Annotated in this window: 17 protein-coding genes and 1 tRNA gene; 7 read left to right on the top strand and 11 right to left on the bottom strand. The window is 64.5% G+C overall.

Annotated features, from left to right (window positions below):
- Positions 1-202: 202 nt before the first annotated feature.
- Positions 203-1,405 carry a DUF418 domain-containing protein gene (locus DEIDE_RS01095; RefSeq protein ID WP_012692123.1) on the top strand — a complete coding sequence of 401 codons (1,203 nt, stop codon included), beginning with the start codon at positions 203-205 and terminating at the stop codon, positions 1,403-1,405.
- A gap of 121 nt (positions 1,406-1,526) precedes the next feature.
- Entirely contained in the window at positions 1,527-3,215 is a 1,689-nt protein-coding gene (locus DEIDE_RS01090; RefSeq protein ID WP_012692122.1) for a glycoside hydrolase family 13 protein, read from the top strand.
- Between the two features lie 599 nt (positions 3,216-3,814).
- On the opposite strand, the gene DEIDE_RS18935 is transcribed toward DEIDE_RS01090, so the two are convergent.
- The 3 genes from DEIDE_RS18935 to DEIDE_RS01080 all read right to left on the bottom strand — a co-directional run bounded on the left by DEIDE_RS18935 (position 3,815) and on the right by DEIDE_RS01080 (position 5,878).
- The gene (locus DEIDE_RS18935) at positions 3,815-4,003 is read right to left on the bottom strand and encodes a hypothetical protein (RefSeq protein WP_162485363.1); all 189 of its coding nucleotides are present in this window, start codon (positions 4,001-4,003) and stop codon (positions 3,815-3,817) included.
- Between the two features lie 256 nt (positions 4,004-4,259).
- A complete protein-coding gene (locus tag DEIDE_RS01085; RefSeq protein WP_012692121.1) occupies positions 4,260-5,114 on the bottom strand; it encodes an SDR family oxidoreductase in 855 nt (284 codons plus the stop codon).
- A 23-nt stretch (positions 5,115-5,137) separates the two neighbouring features.
- The gene (locus DEIDE_RS01080) at positions 5,138-5,878 is read right to left on the bottom strand and encodes an enoyl-CoA hydratase-related protein (protein ID WP_012692120.1); all 741 of its coding nucleotides are present in this window, start codon (positions 5,876-5,878) and stop codon (positions 5,138-5,140) included.
- Between the two features lie 178 nt (positions 5,879-6,056).
- On the opposite strand from DEIDE_RS01080, the gene DEIDE_RS01075 reads away from it, so the two are divergent.
- Both DEIDE_RS01075 and DEIDE_RS01070 read left to right on the top strand, forming a co-directional pair.
- Positions 6,057-7,658, top strand: a complete 1,602-nt coding sequence (locus DEIDE_RS01075; RefSeq protein WP_012692119.1) for a sensor histidine kinase — start codon at positions 6,057-6,059, stop codon at positions 7,656-7,658.
- Positions 7,655-8,089 (top strand): response regulator, encoded by a 435-nt coding sequence (locus tag DEIDE_RS01070; protein ID WP_012692118.1) that lies wholly within the window; start codon positions 7,655-7,657, stop codon positions 8,087-8,089. Before DEIDE_RS01075 ends, DEIDE_RS01070 begins: the two co-directional genes overlap by 4 nt.
- A gap of 31 nt (positions 8,090-8,120) precedes the next feature.
- Here the strand turns inward: DEIDE_RS01070 and DEIDE_RS01065 are convergent, their stop codons facing one another.
- Together DEIDE_RS01065 and pdxY are read right to left on the bottom strand one after the other, a co-directional pair.
- Positions 8,121-8,645, bottom strand: coding sequence for an ankyrin repeat domain-containing protein (locus DEIDE_RS01065; protein ID WP_012692117.1), 525 nt, complete (start codon positions 8,643-8,645; stop codon positions 8,121-8,123).
- A 13-nt stretch (positions 8,646-8,658) separates the two neighbouring features.
- A complete protein-coding gene (gene pdxY, locus DEIDE_RS01060; RefSeq protein WP_012692116.1) occupies positions 8,659-9,582 on the bottom strand; it encodes a pyridoxal kinase PdxY in 924 nt (307 codons plus the stop codon).
- A 134-nt stretch (positions 9,583-9,716) separates the two neighbouring features.
- Between pdxY and DEIDE_RS01055 the strand changes: the two genes are divergently transcribed.
- The gene (locus tag DEIDE_RS01055; protein ID WP_242402931.1) at positions 9,717-10,781 is read left to right on the top strand and encodes a DmpA family aminopeptidase; all 1,065 of its coding nucleotides are present in this window, start codon (positions 9,717-9,719) and stop codon (positions 10,779-10,781) included.
- On the opposite strand, the gene DEIDE_RS01050 is transcribed toward DEIDE_RS01055, so the two are convergent.
- The 4 genes from DEIDE_RS01050 to nth all read right to left on the bottom strand — a co-directional run bounded on the left by DEIDE_RS01050 (position 10,768) and on the right by nth (position 15,028).
- Positions 10,768-12,270: a Ppx/GppA phosphatase family protein gene (locus DEIDE_RS01050; protein WP_012692114.1), complete on the bottom strand. Its 1,503-nt coding sequence runs from the start codon at positions 12,268-12,270 to the stop codon at positions 10,768-10,770. The genes DEIDE_RS01055 and DEIDE_RS01050 overlap by 14 nt on opposite strands.
- Positions 12,271-12,295: 25 nt before the next feature.
- Positions 12,296-13,018, bottom strand: a complete 723-nt coding sequence (locus DEIDE_RS01045) for a zinc ribbon domain-containing protein (protein WP_012692113.1) — start codon at positions 13,016-13,018, stop codon at positions 12,296-12,298.
- Between the two features lie 127 nt (positions 13,019-13,145).
- Complete coding sequence (locus tag DEIDE_RS01040; protein ID WP_012692112.1) at positions 13,146-14,363, bottom strand: MFS transporter; 1,218 nt, start codon at positions 14,361-14,363, stop codon at positions 13,146-13,148.
- Complete coding sequence (nth, locus tag DEIDE_RS01035) at positions 14,360-15,028, bottom strand: endonuclease III (RefSeq protein ID WP_012692111.1); 669 nt, start codon at positions 15,026-15,028, stop codon at positions 14,360-14,362. The genes DEIDE_RS01040 and nth overlap by 4 nt, the downstream gene beginning before the upstream one ends.
- A 107-nt stretch (positions 15,029-15,135) precedes the next feature.
- Here nth and DEIDE_RS01030 point away from each other — a divergent pair, with 107 nt between their 5' ends.
- Together DEIDE_RS01030 and DEIDE_RS01025 are read left to right on the top strand one after the other, a co-directional pair.
- Positions 15,136-15,357, top strand: a complete 222-nt coding sequence (locus tag DEIDE_RS01030) for a hypothetical protein (protein WP_012692110.1) — start codon at positions 15,136-15,138, stop codon at positions 15,355-15,357.
- Positions 15,358-15,438: 81 nt separating this feature from the next.
- Positions 15,439-15,514 (top strand) — tRNA-Trp (locus DEIDE_RS01025).
- A gap of 439 nt (positions 15,515-15,953) precedes the next feature.
- Here DEIDE_RS01025 and DEIDE_RS01020 read toward each other — a convergent pair.
- Complete coding sequence (locus DEIDE_RS01020) at positions 15,954-17,132, bottom strand: S8 family serine peptidase (protein WP_049760424.1); 1,179 nt, start codon at positions 17,130-17,132, stop codon at positions 15,954-15,956.
- A gap of 12 nt (positions 17,133-17,144) precedes the next feature.
- Positions 17,145-18,500, bottom strand: coding sequence for a S8 family serine peptidase (locus DEIDE_RS17860; RefSeq protein ID WP_012692108.1), 1,356 nt, complete (start codon positions 18,498-18,500; stop codon positions 17,145-17,147).
- Positions 18,501-18,551: the final 51 nt, after the last annotated feature.

Raw genomic sequence — 18,551 nt, 5'->3', positions numbered from 1 at the left:
ACTGTCGTGTGGGACCTACGGGTATACATGACTGTCCTGGAGTGCCTCACCGGAATTCAGCGTCTGGAACGGACATTCTGACATCGCCCTGCAGCTGGTTGACACGACCTGCATATCGCGCTATCTTTTTATTATCACCGCCCAAGAGGCGGCTTTTTTATTTTGGGCCGTTCGGTGACTTCCCCTGCGCTAGCCTGCGTCCATGACCGCGCCTGACCCTGCCGCCTCCCTTCCGGCCGATGTGGCGCCTGAGCCGGCCGAACACGGTCCGGTCCGGGAACGTTCCGTGCTGCCGGATGTGCTGCGTGGAGTCGCGCTGGTGGGCATTCTGGTCGTGAACATGCAGGACTTTGCGGGCTTCCTGGAGTGGCAGCAGCGTGGACTCGACCGTGTGGCGCAGGCGCTGACCGACGTGCTGGCCAATGGCCGCTTTATCAGCATCTTCGCCATGCTGTTCGGCTGGGGTGCGGCCGGGCTGCTGGCACGCCAGGGGGCGGGCGTATTCGTTCGTCGCCACCTCCTGCTGCTGCTGATCGGGGCGCTGCATTTTGTGCTGGTGTGGCACGGCGACATCATCAGCAACTACGCACTGATGGCCGGCTTTTTGCTGTTCACGGCGCGGCTGAACGCACGGGCGCTGCTGACCCTGGGAATTGCGGTGGGGGCCTGGGGCCAGTGGGTCTGGCTGATGGACGCACTGGTGGCTTTTTCGCGGCCTGAGCGCCCACGCTTTACCGGACTGCCGGATCTTTCAGCGGGGAGTTCCTATGCGGCGCTGGTGGCCGAGCGCGCTACAGAGTTCTGGCCCAACGTGATCGGGGGCAACCTGTACAACGGTCCCTGGCTGCTGTGTCTGTTTTTCCTGGGAGCTGCGGCGCAGCGAACCGGGCTGCTGCTGCGTCCCCAGGACCACCTGCCGCTGCTGCACCGTCTGGCGGTTGTGGGCGTGCCGTTGGGGTTACTGCTGGGTGTAGCGCTGGCCTACCTGAACACCCAGGGAGACCGGGCCAGCGGTCTGCTGGCCATTCCGGTAAGGATGACCGGTGGGTTGGCGGGCGGCCTGGGGTATGTGGGGCTGATCGGCCTGCTGACGGTTACCGGGCGCCTGGGGGTGCTGCGGGCCTTTGCCGCCAGCGGCCGGGTTGCCATGAGCAACTACCTGGCCCAGAGCCTGGTCATGACCACGCTGTTCTATCCATACGCCGGGGGGCTGACCGGTCAGTTCGGAGCCGCGTCGGCGGTGGTGCTGGCCCTGGCGCTGGGACTGCTGCAGATTCCAGTCAGCATGTGGTGGCTGCGTCACTTCGGAACCGGACCCATGGAGTGGTTGGTCAGGACGCTGGTGTACGGACCTGCACTCAAAAATTCCGACGTATCCGGTCCGGTCAAGGACCCCAGATCCTGACGCGCCGGAGCCTGTCGAAGGCTCTGGACTGGTGTGCAGCACCACGCTGCGTGCCCGGACACTGTTATGAAGTCGTTCACCTTATTGGTGTGATACGTCCTTCAGGTGATAGGTGTGAACAATGACCCACACCACGCCTGTTCCCTGGTGGAAGGACGCCGTCGTCTATCAGATCTATCCCCGGTCCTTTCAGGACAGCAACGGAGACGGCGTTGGTGATCTGCGCGGTATCACGGCGCGGCTCGACTACCTCGCGCGGCTGGGAGTCGACATCGTGTGGATCTCGCCGATCTTCGCGTCTCCCAACGACGACAACGGCTATGACATCAGCGATTACCGCGCCATCATGCCGGAGTTCGGCAACATGGACGACTTCGACGAGCTTGTTCGTGAGGCCCGTTCGCGCGGCCTGAAAATCATGCTTGATCTGGTGGTCAATCACACCAGCGACGAGCATCCCTGGTTTGTCGAGTCGCGCTCGGGCAGGAACTCACCGAAACGGGACTGGTACGTCTGGCGCGCGCCGCAGGGCGGCAACCCGCCGAACCGCTGGCAGTCGTATTTCAGCGGCAGTGTCTGGGAACTTGACGAGCCCAGCGGCGAGTACTACCTGCACCTGTTCAGCCGCAAGCAGCCGGACCTCAACTGGGAAAACCCGCTGGTGCGGCGCGAGGTCTACGACATGATGCGTTTCTGGCTCGACAAGGGCATCAGTGGCTGGCGCATGGATACCATCAACATGCTGTCCAAGCCACAGAATTTCCCGGAAGGCCACCCCCTTCCTGGCACCGACCTCACGGACGGACAGCCGCATTTTCTGAACGGGCCACGCATCCATGAATTCCTGCAGGAGATGCACCGCGAGGTTCTGAGCCATTACGACGTCGTGACCGTGGGTGAGACACCGGGGGTCACGCCGGCGGAGGGCGCGCTGTACAGCGGCGAGGACCGCAATGAGCTGAACATGGTCTTTCACTTCGAACACGTCTTTATAGGCGACGACCGCGGCGAGCGCGGCAAGTGGAGCAACGAGGCCTGGACCCTGCCGGAGCTCAAGCGCATCATTTCGCGCTGGCAGACGGAGTTGCATGGACGCGGCTGGAACAGCCTCTACTGGGACAACCACGATCAGCCCCGCGCCGTCTCTCGCTTCGGTCATGACCGCGAATTCCGTGTAGAGAGCGCGAAGATGCTGTGCACGGTGCTTCTGTTTATGCAGGGGACGCCGTACATCTATCAGGGGCAGGAACTGGGCATGACCAACGTCAGTTTCCAGAGTCTGGACCACTACCGCGACATCGAGACGATCAATGCCAGCCGCGTTCTGCGAGACGAACACGGCTGGGACGATGAGCGCATCCTGGCCGCCGTCTGGGCACGCGGCCGCGACAATGCACGCACGCCCATGCAGTGGGACGACTCAGCGCACGCGGGTTTCACAACCGGAACCCCATGGATTGGTGTGAACCCTAATTTCCCAGATATCAATGCCCAGGAGGCCGAAACGGACCCGGCGTCGGTGTGGCATCACTACCGTGAGACCATCGCGCTGCGGAAATCCCTAACCGTCGTGCGGGACGGAACCTTCACGCTTCTGGACGAGAACCATTCCAGCGTCTTTGCCTACGTCCGGGATGACGGCAGCACGCGGCTGCTGGTTGCCGGAAACTTCAGTGACCAGCCTGTTCATTACGCCATCTCGGACGAGTTCATAGGCGGCGCCGTGTTGAGCAACAACTACCCCGCGCTTGACAGCACGCGTGACCTGCAGCTGCAACCGTACCAGGCTGTGGTCCTGAAGGCCCGCTGACCAAATCCTGCCAACATGTAAGAGTTGTTACCTCCCGGCAGCAGGTCAACAGTCATTACGCGGTCAAGGTGCATGTTCTGGCTCTGATTGGTCTGTGCTCTGGGAATGCCCAGACCTCCGGGGAGATTACAAACAGCATGGGGACCAACGCTGTGGGGGTGCGCGACATCACCGGACAGCCGCGCTGGGGGCGGCGATGAGGCTCCATGGGATCCTGATCCCAGATGTACGGCCAGGAGCCCCATCCAGAGCCCCCTGTAAGCGGTGCTCGCCGACGTTCATATCAGGCATAGAGCGAGGGTTCCTGGCTACTGACAGCAGTGACTTGCGCCGCCTGATCGGCCGTCCTACCGTTGGCCCCGCAGAAGCCGTGGCTGCAGGTCTGAAGGCCTGACCGTCCTATCCAAAGCGCGCTTGCCCTGTGCTCGGGGCAGGCGCGCTTGTGTATCCGTGGCCAGAGAAACGCAACCACCCCAGGCGTGGGTAGTGGCTTCAAGGAAATGAAGGGTCAGGTCGCGGCTTCCTCTGCTTGTTGTGCGTCATGTGGCGTCAAGGACTTCGCCTACCCTTGGAGCATGGCCATACCCAACAGTCGATGATTATCGTCGGTTCCGGTTGAGAAGCCCAGTTGCCTTGGCGATATATAGACCTATAAAGCCACCAGTAATGGAGCCCGTAGAAGAGAACCAATCGATCTCAAAGGTACCTGTCCATAGATATTTAATGCCTTCGATCAGGAAAGTCAGTGCAAAAAAAGTGGCAATAAAGATACCAATGGTCTTCAGCATGCAGCCAGCAGACCACAGCTACAGGGTTGGCATAGACGCATATCAGGCTTGACCGCGACGAGATGACTGGTGGCATCCGGGTGCCTTCCCAGGAGCTCGGCAGGCAGCACAGCGACCAGACCATTCATGCTTCATTGCACACCCGTCATGCTCAAAAATCCACGACCCCGGTGTGCATCTTCTTGACGAATAGCGCATAAGACGCTATCTTCTTTTCATCACCGCCCGAGAGGCGGCTTTTTTATTGCCTGTCCTTTTACTGCGTGTTCCCGGATTTCGGCTGCGCCAGGCCCATCTGCTGGTACATCATGTACTGCGGCGCGCCTCCAAGCATGTTCTGACCACCATCGACCGGGAGAATGACGCCGGTCACGTAGCTCGCCGCGTCACTGACCAGGAACAGCGCCGCGTTGGCAATGTCCTGCGGCACCCCAAAGCGGCCCAGGGGCACGGTAGCAATGAACTTCTGGCGGGTCTTCTCGTCCGGAGCGAGGCGGGCCATGCCCTCGGTGCCGTCGATGGGACCGGGAATAATGGCATTCACGCGGATGCCCCGCAGTCCCCACTCCACCGCCAGAGTCTGCGTCAGGGCGTCCACACCGGCCTTCGCCGCCACCACGTGCGCCTGCAGCGGCACCGGCACTCCGTAGGCGCTGATGCTCAGGATGTTGCCGCCCGGAGCGCGCAGATGCGGCGCACAGGCCTTGATGGTGTTGTAGGTTCCCAGCAGGTCAATGTCGACCACGGTCTTGAAACCGTTCGGTGAAATGCCGTCTACTGGAGCCGGAAAGTTTCCTGCCGCCCCCGCCAGCACGATGTCCAGCGGACCGAACTCGGAGGTGGCCTGTTCCGCTGCGGCCTGCAGCGCGGCGAAGTCACGCACGTCGGCGCTGACGCCCATAGCCCGGCCTCCTTCGGCCTGAATCCCGGCAGCGGCCCCCTGGGCCTTTTCGAGATTGCGCCCAAGCAGGGTCACGGCGCAGCCGTGCGCGGCAAAGCTCCGGGCGATGCCCAGGTTGATGCCGCTGCCGCCGCCCGTGATCAGGGCGTGTTTTCCAGCAAGCAGGTCAGGACGGAAGGTGCTTTCAGGGGTACCAGCGGATAGGGTCATGGGGCTCCTTGGGAACATGGGGATTATTTACGTAATGCGCCCAGCAGGGCTTCGGCCGTCATGTGCTGCGCATTCCAGGCCACCGCACTGTCCAGGCTCTGTCTGTGCGGCCGGTCATCGTTCAGGGTGCGCTTGGTGCCTTCCAGGGCTCTGGGCGGCAGCGCGGCGAGCTGATCAGCCAGCGCGTCGGCACGGGCAAAGAGGGCTTCGGGACTGGCGTGAACCTCGGTCACCAGACCCCAGCGTTCCGCAGTGGCCGCGTCAATAGGGTCAGCCGTGAGGGCCAGATGGGCCGCGCGCCCGCGGCCGATCAGGTGAGGCAGCCGCTGCAGGCCGCCCAGATCAGCCGTAATTCCAAGCTTGACTTCCGGCAGGCTGAACCGGGCGTCCTGGCTGCACAGCCGAAGATCGGCGGCGGCAATCAGCTCCAGGCCGGCGCCAATGCACCAGCCGTGAACAGCCGCGATCACTGGCACCGGCAGCGCCGCCAGCCCTTCGATGGTCGCATGCATCTCGTCAACCACAGCTTTGAATGCCTCCGGATCACCCAGCACCGGCAGGATCTGTGCGCCGCTCTCATGCAGGTCCAGACCGGCGCTGAACAGGTCCTGACCGCGCAGGATCACCACCCGGGAGCGGGCCAGTTCCTCCAGCACCGCCGGCATTTCACGCCAGAAGGTCGGCCCCAGGGTGCCTTTTTTGGTCACCAGGGTCAAAGTGGCCGTCTCACCCCGCCGGGTAAGGTTTACGCTTTGCAACGTCATGACCGGAGTGTAGCGCGCCGTCCTGAACCGGGTTCAATTTTCCGGCCAGGGTGCTGGGGCCATTGTCCGTTTTCGGAACTGGCCAGCGCGGCATGTAATCATCGCCGCACTCAGGGTCCTGGTCTACAATCGGCCCACGATGCCTGACTCTGTTTCACCTGCGCCGCAGGCATCCTCTATGCCGGCGCCCTCCGCATCGGCCACGTCAAGCTCACGGTTTCAGGCATTCCGGCCCCGAACCACCCTGAGCTCACTGCTGCTGCGGCCCTTCGTGGTGCCCTTTGTGCTGCTGAGCGTCGTGGGTATATCGGTGATCGCCGGGGTGGAGCGCAATGCACAGGCCGCCCGGCAGGTAACCGAGTCACAAGGCCGCCTGTTGCTGATCAACTCCCTGTTGCGTGACATCTCGGAGCTGGAGACCGGGCAACGTGGATACGTCATCACCGGACAGGCTGATTTTCTCAAACCGTACCTTGATGGCCTGATCGCTTTTGACGAGCACGCACACCAGTTGCGTCGCCGGTCCGTCACACCCGCGCAGATCAGCAGCCTGAACCAGGCCGCCGACCAGCTTGCACGCTGGCGCCTCACGGCAGGCGATCCACAGATCCGTGCCCGCCGCACCTCTCTGGAGCAGGCAGTTCGGCTGATCAGTACCGGCCGCCGGCAGCTCGACAATGTGCGTGCCACGTTGACCATCATGCGCGAACGCGAGGACGCCCGTCTGACTGCCGCCGTGCAGTCCAGTGCCCAGACCCTGCGAACGGTGCGCCAGATCACGGTCGCGGGGCTGCTGCTGACCCTGCTGCTGCTGCTGCTGACCGCGCTGCGCATGGCCCGCACGGTGGCGCGTCATCTCTCGCAGCTGACTGCCGGCGCGCAGGAGATCTCTGCCGGCCAGTACGACCGGCACCTGCCGCGTTCCGGTGTACAGGAAATTGACGAACTGGGCCATCAGTTCCAGGAAATGGCCCGCGCGGTACGCGAACGTGAGCAGGCGCTGGCGCACAGTGCCCAGGCCCTGAAAGCCAGCAATGAGCAGCTGGCACACAGCAACCGCGAGCTCGAGCAGTTCGCGTACGTAGCCAGCCACGATCTGCAGGAACCCCTGCGGACCATCGGCAGCTACACCGAACTGCTCGCTCGGCGCTACCAGGGACAGCTTGACGCGCGTGCCGACCAGTACATCACCTTTACCATCGACGCCACCAGCCGCATGAAAACCCTGATCCAGGACCTGCTGGCCTTTTCGCGGGTGCGTCAGGGGCAGCGGACCTTCACCTCAGTCGACACCCACCTGCTGGTTCGCGAGGTGCTTACGAGTCTGGACGAGGAGGTGCAAAGGAGCGCCGCTCAGGTGCATGTTGCGCCTGGATTTCCGCAGGTTCATGGCAACGCCGACCTGCTGCGGCACGTCTTTCACAACCTGATCGGCAACGCGCTGAAATTCCGCTCACCCGAACGCCCGCTGCAGATTGCCGTCAGCGCCACTCGCGAGGAGGACCGCCGGCGCTGGGTCTTTCATATCCAGGACAATGGGATCGGCATCGAAGAGCAGTATTTTGACCGGATCTTCGGTGTTTTCCAGCGGCTGCACGGCCTAGGCGAATACAGCGGGAGCGGCATTGGACTGGCTGTTACCCGCAGCGCCGTCGAGCAGCATGGTGGCGAGCTGTGGCTGGGGTCCAGGCCCGGCCAGGGCTCCACCTTTCATTTCAGCATTCCCGATCACGGTACAGTACCGGGCCCCAACCCTCTTCAGGAGACAACTGATTCATGAAACCCATTGACATTCTGCTGGTCGAGGACAACCCCGCCGACATCCTGCTGACAGAGGAGGCCTTTGAAGAGGCGGATTTCGAACACCGGCTGCATGTCGCCAAAGACGGGGTCGAGGCCCTGGCCTTCCTGCGCCACGAAGGTGCCTACGCCGGGGCTCCCCGTCCGGACGTCATCCTGATGGATCTGAACATGCCACGCATGGGCGGCCTGGAGGTGCTGGATATCCTCAAGGAAGACGAGGCTCTGCGCAGTATTCCTGTGATCGTGCTGACCACCTCACGGGCAGAAACCGACATCTGGCGCAGCTACAATCTGCACGCCAACGCCTACATTCCCAAGCCGGTCAGTGTCAGCGAATTTGTGGAGGTCATCCGCTCGTTCGGGAACTTCTGGTTTACCAAAGTCGCGCTGCCGCCCCACCGGTCCTGAATTCACACCGCAGCCCGGCGCAGTCCAGCCTTCAGAGTGCTTCGAGCTGCGCGGCGGTGCTGGCCGCGCCCATCAAACGGGCCGCGTCCAGTGCGGACATTCCGCCTTCGTCACGTGCGGCCGGGTCCGCGCCGCGCTCAAGCAGCACCTCCACGATGCCGGTACGGCCAAACATGGCTGCCATCATCAGCGGGGTTTTTCCTGCTGCGCTGCGGGCATTGGGGTCCGCCCCGAACTCGAGCAGCAGTTCGGCCATCGCCTGGTCTCCTTTGAAGGCAGCGGCCTCCAGGGGGCTCTGACCCCGGTCATTGCGAAGTTCCCGGTCCGCGCCGGCTTCCAGCAGGGTGCGGGCAGCAGCATGGTGGCCGTGGTAGCTGGCCAGCATCAGCAGTGAATCCCCCTGACTGTTGCGGATATTGGGTGGCAGGCCGCGCTCCAGCATCTGCCGCAGCTGCGCGGCGTCGCCATTGCGCACATGTTCGAAAGCGTCTTGCAGAAACGCCAGAACCTCACGGTCCAGCGCGCCGTCGTCCGGGGGGGCAGGAGTATCACTCATCGAAAGACCGCTTCTACTCTACCTGCTGGGCGCCAAACACCTGCGTGGGCTGTGCAAACTCGTTCTGGGCCGCCACCAGCTGAATCTCACGGGTGCCGCTGCGGTGCGTCAGATCCAGCAGACCGTACAGGGCACTCATCGACAAACTCAGGGCCTGCGCGGGGCTGCCACTTTGCAGATAGTGACCGAAAAACAGCGCAGCAATGGCGTCGCCCGTGCCGTTGCGTGGGGGGTCAAGTGGAAGCAGGGGGGTACGGCACAGCCAGGCACCCTCTCCGGTCACAGCCAGCGTTTCGATACTGCCTTCCGGGGCGTCCCGTCGTACCAGGCTGGTCACCAGCACAAGGCGCGGGCCTTCCGGGCGCAGGCGCCCGCGCAGCGTGTGAGCTGCGTGCAGGGCGTGCTCCAGCGTGTCGACCTGGTGTCCGGTCAGCAGTTCCAGTTCGTACTGGTTGGGGGTCACGATGTCAGCCGCCGGAATGGCGTGCGCCGCGATCAGCTCCGGCAGTTCCGGGCGCACAAAGACCCCGCGTCCCACGTCACCCATCACGGGATCACAGCAGTACAGGGCCTGCGGGTTGGCTTCCCTTACCCGGCGTACGGCGTCCACCACGGCCCCCACCGTGCCCTCCGAGCCCATGTAGCCGCTGAGCACGGCGTGGCAGTCCGGCAGGGCTCCGCGCGCTTCGACGCCGTCGAGCAGTTCGGCCACCAGTTCCGGGGGAAAGACACTCCCGGTCCAGGCGCCGTAGCCGGTGTGGTTGGAAAACTGCACCGTGTTGACGGCCCAGACCTCGAAGCCCAGACGCTGCAGCGGAAACATGGCTGCAGCGTTGCCGACATGCCCGTAGCTGACCCACGACTGGATGCTCAGGATGTTGCGTGGAAGCGTGGGCGCCGGGTGCGGCGCAGCAGGGGAAGCGGGGTGCCCGGTCATGCGCAGAGGATAGACCAGGGATGTGCGGCAGCGGGATAGGGGCACCGAGCGATTGTCCGCTCGTATCAGCAGCCGTACCTGGGGTACTCCAGGCTGATGGATGCATATGGCGTCAGTACGCCATGCTGTCAGGCATGATCCAGGAAGAACCCGCACGCGGCCGGTTGCGCGATTTCGGAGTGCTGCCCGGTCAGCTGCCCTGCGGCCCCTTCAACGCCATCACCGACGTGCCCGGAGTGCTGGTCGGCCACGCCACCCTGAGAGAAGGCGGGGGCGTCCGGACTGGCGTCACGGCCGTGCGGCCCCATGGCGGCAACCTGTATCAGGACAGGGTCCCGGCGGGGGTAGCGGTCGGGAACGGCTTCGGCAAGCTGGCCGGGGTTACCCAGGTGCAGGAGCTGGGTGAGCTGGAAACCCCCATCGTCCTGACAAACACGCTGTGCGTCTCCCGTGGCCTTGAGGGTCTGATCGACTGGACCCTGCGCCAGCCGGGCAATGAAACGGTACGCAGCGTGAACGCCGTTGTCGGCGAGACCAATGACAGCCTGCTCAACGACATCCGCAGCCGGGCAGTCACACCCGCACACGTGCTTGCGGCGCTGGAAAATGCCGCCAGTGGACCGGTCGCGGAAGGAGCCGTCGGAGCCGGTACCGGTACCGTGGCCTTTGGCTGGAAAGGCGGCATCGGCACCAGTTCACGCCGCGCCGGACACTGGACCGTGGGAGTGCTGGTCCAGAGCAACTACGGCGGTCAGCTGACGGTGTGCGGTGTTCCGCTGAACCTTGCTGCTGCGCCTTCGCCTGCCCCTGACGGCTCGGTCATGATCGTGGTCGCCACCGACGCGCCTCTGAGCGACCGCAACCTGACCCGGCTGGCCCGGCGAACTTTTCTGGGAATTGCCCGCACCGGGGGCTTCCTGGCCAACGGCTCAGGGGACTACGCTCTGGCGTTCAGCACCCACCCGCAGGTCAGGCGCACACCGCTGCACCGCAGCCCCCAGGCACCGCCGGTTCCGGACCTCGCCAACGATCTGACCTCTCCCCTGTTTCAGGCAGTGGCCGAAGCCACCGAGGAAGCCGTCCTGAATTCCCTGTTCATGGCCCGTACGGTACGGGGCCATGCCGGGCGCACCATCGAAGCCCTGCCGCTGGCCCCCACCCTGCAGCAGCTGCGGCGGGCCGGTGTTATGCCGGGCTGAAGGTCAGCGGGCCGTAGACCTGCGCCCACAGGTCTGCCTTCTCGCGCGCACCTAGCAGGTCCAGCGGAGTCGCGCCGCTCAGACGCAGGGTCCATCCCTTCCCGTCGCGGCTCAGCTCCCCCAGCCGGGTGCCGCCGGCGTGGGCGCGGTCCAGACCGTCAGCGACCCGCAGCACGGCCGCCAGCCGGCAGACCAGCGTGCGGTCGGCAGAAGGCAGGGACATGTACTCGGTGTGCGAGGGCTTAGGTGGGCTGCGGCGGTGATAACGCGCGATCTGGGCGATCAGCTCCCGGTCGCGCGGACTGAATCCGCGCAGGTCCGCGTGACGGATCAGGTAGGCACTGTGCTTGTGGTGACTGCTCTGCGAGACGATCAGACCGGCCTCATGCAGGGCGGCCGCTGCGGTCAGCAGGGCGCGGGCCTCTTCAGGAAAGCGCTCACCCAGGTGCGTCAGCGCCTCAAGCAGTCCACGCGACAGGGTGGCCACCTGACCGGCGTGCGCCAGATTGGCCCCGAAGCGCTCGGCGGTGGCCAGCACACTGCGCTGGCGCACGCTCAGGGTGCCCGAGTACGACTGCAGCTGAGCAAGTTCCTCGATCAGCATGCCCTCGCGCAGCGCGCCTTCGCTGACTGTGACTTCGCGGGCGCCCAGCACGTCCAGCGCCGCGTGCAGGACCGCCAGCCCGGCCACAATGGTGTCAACCCGCCGCTCGAAACCCGGAATCCGCGCCCGTGCGGCTGGGCGGCTGCTGCGGGCCTGTTCGAGCAGCGCCTCGAGTTCCACCACCGAGAAGGTCACTCCGTTGATGTGACCCCCGCTGTGGCCACGACCGGCACTGATGGCCAATGCAGCGGCTTCGGCCGTGCCGCTCGAGAGGATCATGCGCGTGCCCGGCCCGGCCTGGAAGCGTGCCGCGAAGGGAAGCAGCAGGCTCCGCACATGCTCCTGCACAGCCTTGAGCGCCTTGCGGCCCGGCGGCTCCTCGGTCAGAAAAGCCCGGGTCATGCGAATGGCTCCCAGGGGCAGGCTCAGCACGTCGGCCGCCTCCTGAGGCCCGCCCCGGGCTAGTTCCAGGCTGCCGCCCCCCAGGTCAAGCAGCACGTTGTCAGCGCCAAACTCCACGCTGTCGGCCGCTCCCAGGTAGGTCAGCTGGCCTTCACGCTCGCCACTGATAATGGCGGGATAGATGCCCGTGCGCTCACGCATGCGCGCGGCGACTTCCGGTCCGTTGGGTGCTTCGCGCAGGGCGCTCGTGGCGTACACCCGGACTTCCGGGATGCCAGCCGCGCTGCTCAGTTCGCGGAAACGCAGCAGCGCACTGGCCAGCCGGTCCTCTCCCTCGGGGGTCAGGTAGCCGCGCGCGTCCAGGCACTCTCCCAGGCGCGTGCGGTCTTTCAGGCTGTCGAGCACCCGGTAGTCACCGCCGCTGGCCTCGGCCAGCAGCAGGTGGCTGGAGTTGGTGCCCACGTCGGCAACAGCAACTTTCATGGCTTGACCGGCGTTACCCGGCTGCTCAGGTGAGGTCGAGGCGGATCAGGAAGCGACCACACGAGGGGCACTTGACCGGCGGCAGCTTGCCCAGTGCCGCGCGCTGCTGCACGTTGACAGGCAACACGACGTTACAGCCGGTGCAGCGTCCCGCCCGGATCTCCACGACCCCCAGGCCCTTTTTCGCCTTGCGGATCATGTCGTATTCACGCACGGTGCGCGCGTCCAGGTCAGCCACCAGCTTGGCACGCTCCTGACGGTCAGCCTCGCCCTGATCGCGCAGGCCCTGGATACGGGTGTCGTCCTGGCTTTCGAGGTCGTTCAGCGTGGGGCGCAGGGCGCGGTGCTGCTCACGCAGCTGAGAGGCACGCTCCGTGAGCTCGCGGCGGCGCTCGCGCAACGGCACAAGGTCCTCTTCCATCTCATCGGCCCGCTCACCCAGCATCTGGATGCGGCTGCCGTACTGGCTTTGGGCGCGCGCATCGAAAGCATTTTTCTCCTGCTCTTCCGTGGCGCGCACGATCTGTTCACGGGTGGTGGCCAGGTCCTGCTCCTGCTGACGCAGGCGCTTTTCTACGTCCTCCAGGGTGATTTCGGTGTCCTCGAGGTCATTGTTCAGCTGAGACTGCTGAGCGCGGGCGTCGCGCAGGGCATCCGGAATGTTGCCTTCCTCGGCGCGCAGTGTGTCGAGGTTCAGGTCAAGTTGCTGAACGCGGTGCAGGCGCTGTAAAGATCCGGTGTCGCTCATCAGGGGCAGTCTACTGCCCTCCAGCCGTGCGGGGGCCCTGTGTGTCTCTCACTCCACTTCCCGCGCCGGAGATGCATGGCGTCCTGGAGGGGATTCCACTTGAGCATTGAGCGTCCCTTAGCACTGCTCAGGACCTCGCCGGCTGCACGACGCGCTGCGCTGGCCGGTACAGGCCGAGATAGATTGCCAGCACACTCGAGGCATACAGGAGCAGGGTCCAGCTGAACAGCAGGTTGAAGGCTGTGTGAAACGGCAGACCGGCCCGCACCACGCCGCCGAGCAGGCTGCTCACTGCCCAGCCCACATCCCAGGCGATCACGTTGACGGCCGAGTACATCGGCCGGTCCTCTTCAGGCAGCGCAGACATGGCGTAAGCGCTGTAGACCGGCCCAGCAGCGTTCATCAGGGCGCCGCGCGTAAACAGCGCTGCGGCCACCATCCACAGGTGCGGTGCAAAGCCCAGAACCGCCAGAAACGGCAGGCTGCAGGCCTGCACAAGCAACACCGCCTGCAACTGGCCCAGCCGGCCGACCAGCAGCGGTTGCAGCAGGGCCGTGGCGGCCGTCGCCAGACTGGTCCAGGCGAACAGCATGCCCAGGCTGGCGTAGCTCACGTTGAATTTGCCTTCAATAAAAACATTGAGAAAGGGAATTGTGGCCCCTGCGCCCAGGCCCACCAGGACATTGGGCAGCACCAGCCGGGCCATGGTGCGCTTATCCCGGACCGCGAAACTGCGGCCTTCACGGGCAGGCTTTCCGCTGGGGCGCAGGCGCAGTACCGGCAGCAGCCCCAGCAGCTGGAATGCCGAGGCGACCAGCAGCGCCGCGCGCAGCGCGCCCACACCGTCCGGTTCGGTGGTGGTCAGCGCGGCGTAGGTTTCAGGCACACGGCCGCCCAGCAGGTTGCCCAGAAAGCCAGCCCCGGTCATCAGGGCGTTCTGAACGCTGAATAGGGTGACCCGGTTGCGCTCATCGCTGTTGTTGGCCATGAACGGGGAACCGGCCACCACCGTCAGTGCCGCGCCACCCCCCTGCACCAGCGCCCCCAGAATGGCCATCGCCGGACCCTGGGCACTGGCCAGTAGCAGCGTACCCACCAGACTCAGGCCCGCACCGATTTTCAGGGTATGGGCATTGCTGATACGCCGCGCCAGCGCCACCGCCGGAAGGCTCAGGGCCGCCAGGGTCAGCGCCGGCAGGGCATTGAGCAGACCCTGCCACTCGGCGCCCAGTCCCAGGGCACGCAGGTAGAAATTAAGGAACAGCGCCGCAAACGCCTGCGCCAGCCCAAAGCTGAAGACCGAGGCCAGGTACAGCCAGACCTGACTGGAGAACGTCCAGTTCAAAGGGTCACGCCTACTTTGGGACAGAAGGACGCCATGAGGCAGTTCTCGCACAGGGGACGCCGGGCAATACAGACGCGCCGCCCGTGCAGAATCAGGCCGTGGTGCAGGAATACCCAGCGCTCGCGCGGGAACAGGCGTTGCAGGTCCACCTCGACCTTATCCGGATTGGTCTGGGTGCTCAGACCAATCCGGCGCGCGAGGCGGCCGACGTGGGTATCCACCGCGATGGCCGGGTAGCCGTAGGCATTGCTCAGCACGACGTTGGCCGTCTTGCGCCCTGCGCCGGGCAGCGCCACCACCGCATCGAAGTCGTTGGGCACCTCGCCGTCATGGCGCTCGACCAGCAGCCGGGCCAGCGCCGCGAGATTGCGGGCCTTGGCCCGGTACAGCCCGATGCGCCGGATCAGGGGTTCGATATCCTCCGGCTCGGCTCGGCTCATGGCGTGAGCATCCGGGTAGGCGGCGAACAGGGCGGGTGTGGCGGCATTGACACTGACATCGGTGGCCTGCGCACTGAGCACCGTTGCGACCAGGAGTTCAAAAGGAGTCCGGAACTCCAGCTCGGTGCGGGCGTCCGGGTACAGGACTTCCAGGGCCGAGAGCACCTGTGGAGCGCGCGTTCTGGCGCCGGCAGGAAGGCGAGCGGTCTGGGGCTTGCGGGTCACGCGCCGCAGCCTACCCCTGCTGCCGTTCAGGAGACAGTAAGCCGTCCGGCCTAGTCCCGCTGGGCTGGCCAGGGAACCGCCACGCCCGCACAAGCGTAGAGAGAGGTATGAGAACCCTATCCCTGATCCTGGGTGTGCTGGCTGCGCTGGGGCTGCTGTTGGGCCTGCTTCCACTCTTTGGCTGGCTCAACTGGCTGGTGGTGCTGCCCCCGGCGGTGCTGGGCCTGATTTTTGGTGTCCTGGCCCGCGACCGTGGGGCCATGATGCTGAACGCCGTGGTGATTGCCATTGCCCTGCTGCGGCTGTCCGTCGGTGGTGGCGTGCTGTAAGGCTCAGGCCTGTCATCGCCTTCTTGCACGTTTCGTGGCCCTCTGCTAATTTATATGGGCTTGTGTTCCGGCACAGTCCCAGGGTCCTTAGCTCAGTTGGTAGAGCGGCGGTCTCCAAAACCGTAGGTCGTAGGTTCAAGTCCTGCAGGGCCCGCCAAAAAATCCCCCGCCTGGTGCGGGGGTTTTCTTTTTCTCGCTGCTTCTTCCCTACCTGCACAGCCGCCTGAAGCGCCGCCGTGTGCGCATACACCTGTGGCTGTGCTGCCCTTGGCTGCCCAGTGCGTACCGGGGGCTTCCGGCTCCGTTTCACCATCAGCGCTTTCAGGTGGCGAGGTTGCATCTCCTGCAGGTGCCTGACTCCAGGGTACTTCGCACGAGAGGAATGCAGGATTATTGGAGTTGCGCAGGAGAAAACAGATGGGGCGGGGGCCAGAGGTTCGCCCAGGCAAGCAAGGCCAGGCCGCTCAGTCATTAACAACAGAAAGCGAGGCAGGCTGAACAAAATGTAGGAACTGAACTCATTGTGGGTTCTGTTGTTAGAAGAAGGAGAGGTGCGGACGAAGTCGTCCGCACCCCTGAACCCCCCTGGAAGAGGCTTACCTAACGTTGTTCAGGAACGCTTCGGCGTTGAGCAGACCAGAGCCGAGGATTTGTCCACCCATCGTCCCCATCAGGTCCGTGTTGTACTCGTCGACGTTGCGCCCCCCGAATTTCAGCTTCTCGGCAAGCTGACCCGCGTTGTCGGCGCTGTACCGTTCCCCAAGTGCCAGCGCCAGCACGCCCGACACCACAGGTACGGCGAAGGACGTCCCGGTGACCGCCCGGATCTGCCCTTCAGGGTAGGCCGTTACAATTTCCGTTCCGGGGGCCAGAATTTCAAGCTGGTGCCCGTAGTTGGAGTACGCGGACTTCTTGAACGTGCGTTCGATGCTGCCCACCGAGATGCCCATGATCCCCATGGAGTTGGTCAGGCCCGCCTTGCTCGCGGGGTACTGCACGACGTGATCCCCGCGGTTACCGGCGGCCATGACCACGTACGCACCCTTGACCGAGGCGTAATCGATGGCTTTACTGATGTCACTGTCCCGGTCGGCCACGGCGCTGACGTTGATGATTTTCGCGCCTTGATCGACCGCATACGTAATGGCTTCGGCGATGTCGGTCGAGCTTCCTTCTCCGGTAGCCCTGAGGGCACGGATCGGGAGGATTTTGGCGTTGGGCGCCACCTGCAGGATGATGCCCGCCACAGCCGTGCCGTGTCCGTACCCGTGGTCAGCGGGCGTGCCTTCCTCGCTGGGGTCGCGGTCCGGTCGCCCACTCATGGCGTAATCGCGCCAGGTTCTCGCGGGAGTAAGGGTTCCTTCGAAGGCCGGGTGCTTGAGGTCGATGCCGGTGTCGATCACGGCGACGATGACGCCTGCACCGAGGTTGGGAGCCAGGGTCTGTGCGCCGGCGAGATGGATCTGGTTCCATTCCTCGACGTTGTTATGCAGCGGGTTGGGCGTGCCATCCGCGAAGGTGGTGGCCCACACGCCAAACGATCCACTGGCCCAGGCACCGAACGATCCACTGGCCCACGCACCGAACGAACCGGTGGCCCAGGCACCGAAGGAACCGGCGGCCTCAGCGGTGGTCATCCTGATGCTGGCCGTGGACGCAGGCATGGCGGCTTGAGCGGAGAGGGTGGTGTCGGCGGTGGTCGTGGTCGTCCCACACGCGGCCAGCAGGGCTGTTAAACCGGCCAGCAGGAATGTCTGTTTCGTGATGCGTAACATGGTCACTCCTCCTTAGCGGTAGATGTCTGCAAACTTGAATGCGTTCAGCGTACCCCGGCCCAGTTGCGTGCCGTAGGTGGGGTCCGTGGACGGTGTGGCGGTGGCCGCCATGTTGTTCATGAATACCTTCGTGTCGTCCGTGGTTCTGATGGGGACGCCAGCGGAGAGCACCAGCGCTGCGGTGGCGGACACGATCGGGGTGGCGAAGGAGGTGCCGGTGGCCGCGACGATCCCGTTGCCGGGGAAAGCGGTAACGATGTTTTCACCAGGGGCGGTGAATTCCAGGTTGGCGCCGTAGGTGCTGAAGCTGGATTTGTGGGTCAGCAGGTTGACGCTGCCGATCCCGATGCTGCCGTTGCCGAGTGCTGCGGAGTCCAGGGAGCGTGCAGCGGGATACAGCACGTTGGTGGTGCCCGAGTTCCCGGAGGCGATAAAGACGGTCACCAGTTTGCTCACCGCGTTTTTGATGGACTGGTTCACAGCGGCGGAGTCGCTGGTGCTGCCCAGGCTGAGGTTGATGACCTTGGCGCCCGAAGCAACCGCGTAATCAATTGCAGACGCGATGGTAGCCGTGTCGCCGCCGCCGGTTGCGTCCAGCACGCGGATAGGCAGAATGGTCGCGTTCGGAGCGATCTGGGTGATGATGCCCGCCACCGCCGTGCCGTGCCCGTAGGCGGCGGAGAAGGTGCCGTCGGTGTTGAGGTTGACGTCCTGCGGGACCTTGTCGCCGTCGAGGTAGTCCTTGGCGTAGGTGGTATCGATTTTGCCGGTGAAGGCGGGGTGGTTCATGTCGATGCCGGTGTCGATGACCGCCACCTTGATGCCCTTGCCCAGTTCGGGAACGAGGGCCTGGGCACCGCCGATGCCAGCAAAGTCCCAGGTGGGGATGTTTTCGATGAACGTGGTGGCGGTGCTGGTGGTGCCGCTGCTCCAGGCGTTGTAGCCGCTGGACCAGGCGTTGTACCCACTGCTCCAGGCGTTATACCCGCTGCTCCAGGCGTTGTAGCCCTGAGCGCCGACATCGACACTGAATTTGCGCTCGTTGACCTCGACGGCGGGAGCGCTGTCGTAGCGGCCCTTGTTCAGCGCGTTGTTGGCGATGGTCGCGGTGCCGGCGGTCACGTCGCGGGTGATGACGATGCCGGAGTACAGCTTCTCCAGATCAGCAGTGGAGGTTCTGGCGGGGACGCCCACAAGATCATGCAGGTACTTGAAGGCGCTGGGGTTGGCGCTGCTGATGGTTTGAGGCTGCAGGGTGGCGTCGGGGCTGCCGGGTGTGACGGAGTTACAGCTTGCCAGTACGAGCGCCGCGAGCAGGGCGAGAGTGTGGGGTGACCGATTCAGTCTACGTGTAAGAATTTCCATCATCGCTCTCCTTTCCAGGGCGCGTACAGCAAGCGCACAGCCGGGAATCCGGTG

Origin of the sequence: Deinococcus deserti VCD115 (genome assembly GCF_000020685.1) — a bacterium.
Taxonomy (GTDB): Bacteria; Deinococcota; Deinococci; order Deinococcales; family Deinococcaceae; genus Deinococcus; species Deinococcus deserti.
This window is presented reverse-complemented; position numbering and strand designations above follow the sequence as displayed.

Excerpts from the sequence above, each read along its gene's own strand:
- DEIDE_RS01095 (WP_012692123.1), top strand. The coding sequence starts at position 203 with ATGACCGCGCCTGACCCTGCCGCCTCCCTTCCGGCCGATGTGGCGCCT.
- DEIDE_RS01090 (WP_012692122.1), top strand. The coding sequence starts at position 1,527 with ATGACCCACACCACGCCTGTTCCCTGGTGGAAGGACGCCGTCGTCTAT.
- DEIDE_RS18935 (WP_162485363.1), bottom strand. The coding sequence starts at position 4,003 with ATGCTGAAGACCATTGGTATCTTTATTGCCACTTTTTTTGCACTGACT.
- DEIDE_RS01085 (WP_012692121.1), bottom strand. The coding sequence starts at position 5,114 with ATGACCCTATCCGCTGGTACCCCTGAAAGCACCTTCCGTCCTGACCTG.
- DEIDE_RS01080 (WP_012692120.1), bottom strand. The coding sequence starts at position 5,878 with ATGACGTTGCAAAGCGTAAACCTTACCCGGCGGGGTGAGACGGCCACT.
- DEIDE_RS01075 (WP_012692119.1), top strand. The coding sequence starts at position 6,057 with ATGCCGGCGCCCTCCGCATCGGCCACGTCAAGCTCACGGTTTCAGGCA.
- DEIDE_RS01070 (WP_012692118.1), top strand. The coding sequence starts at position 7,655 with ATGAAACCCATTGACATTCTGCTGGTCGAGGACAACCCCGCCGACATC.
- DEIDE_RS01065 (WP_012692117.1), bottom strand. The coding sequence starts at position 8,645 with ATGAGTGATACTCCTGCCCCCCCGGACGACGGCGCGCTGGACCGTGAG.
- pdxY (WP_012692116.1), bottom strand. The coding sequence starts at position 9,582 with ATGACCGGGCACCCCGCTTCCCCTGCTGCGCCGCACCCGGCGCCCACG.
- DEIDE_RS01055 (WP_242402931.1), top strand. The coding sequence starts at position 9,717 with ATGATCCAGGAAGAACCCGCACGCGGCCGGTTGCGCGATTTCGGAGTG.
- DEIDE_RS01050 (WP_012692114.1), bottom strand. The coding sequence starts at position 12,270 with ATGAAAGTTGCTGTTGCCGACGTGGGCACCAACTCCAGCCACCTGCTG.
- DEIDE_RS01045 (WP_012692113.1), bottom strand. The coding sequence starts at position 13,018 with ATGAGCGACACCGGATCTTTACAGCGCCTGCACCGCGTTCAGCAACTT.
- DEIDE_RS01030 (WP_012692110.1), top strand. The coding sequence starts at position 15,136 with ATGAGAACCCTATCCCTGATCCTGGGTGTGCTGGCTGCGCTGGGGCTG.
- DEIDE_RS01020 (WP_049760424.1), bottom strand. The coding sequence starts at position 17,132 with ATGTTACGCATCACGAAACAGACATTCCTGCTGGCCGGTTTAACAGCC.
- DEIDE_RS17860 (WP_012692108.1), bottom strand. The coding sequence starts at position 18,500 with ATGATGGAAATTCTTACACGTAGACTGAATCGGTCACCCCACACTCTC.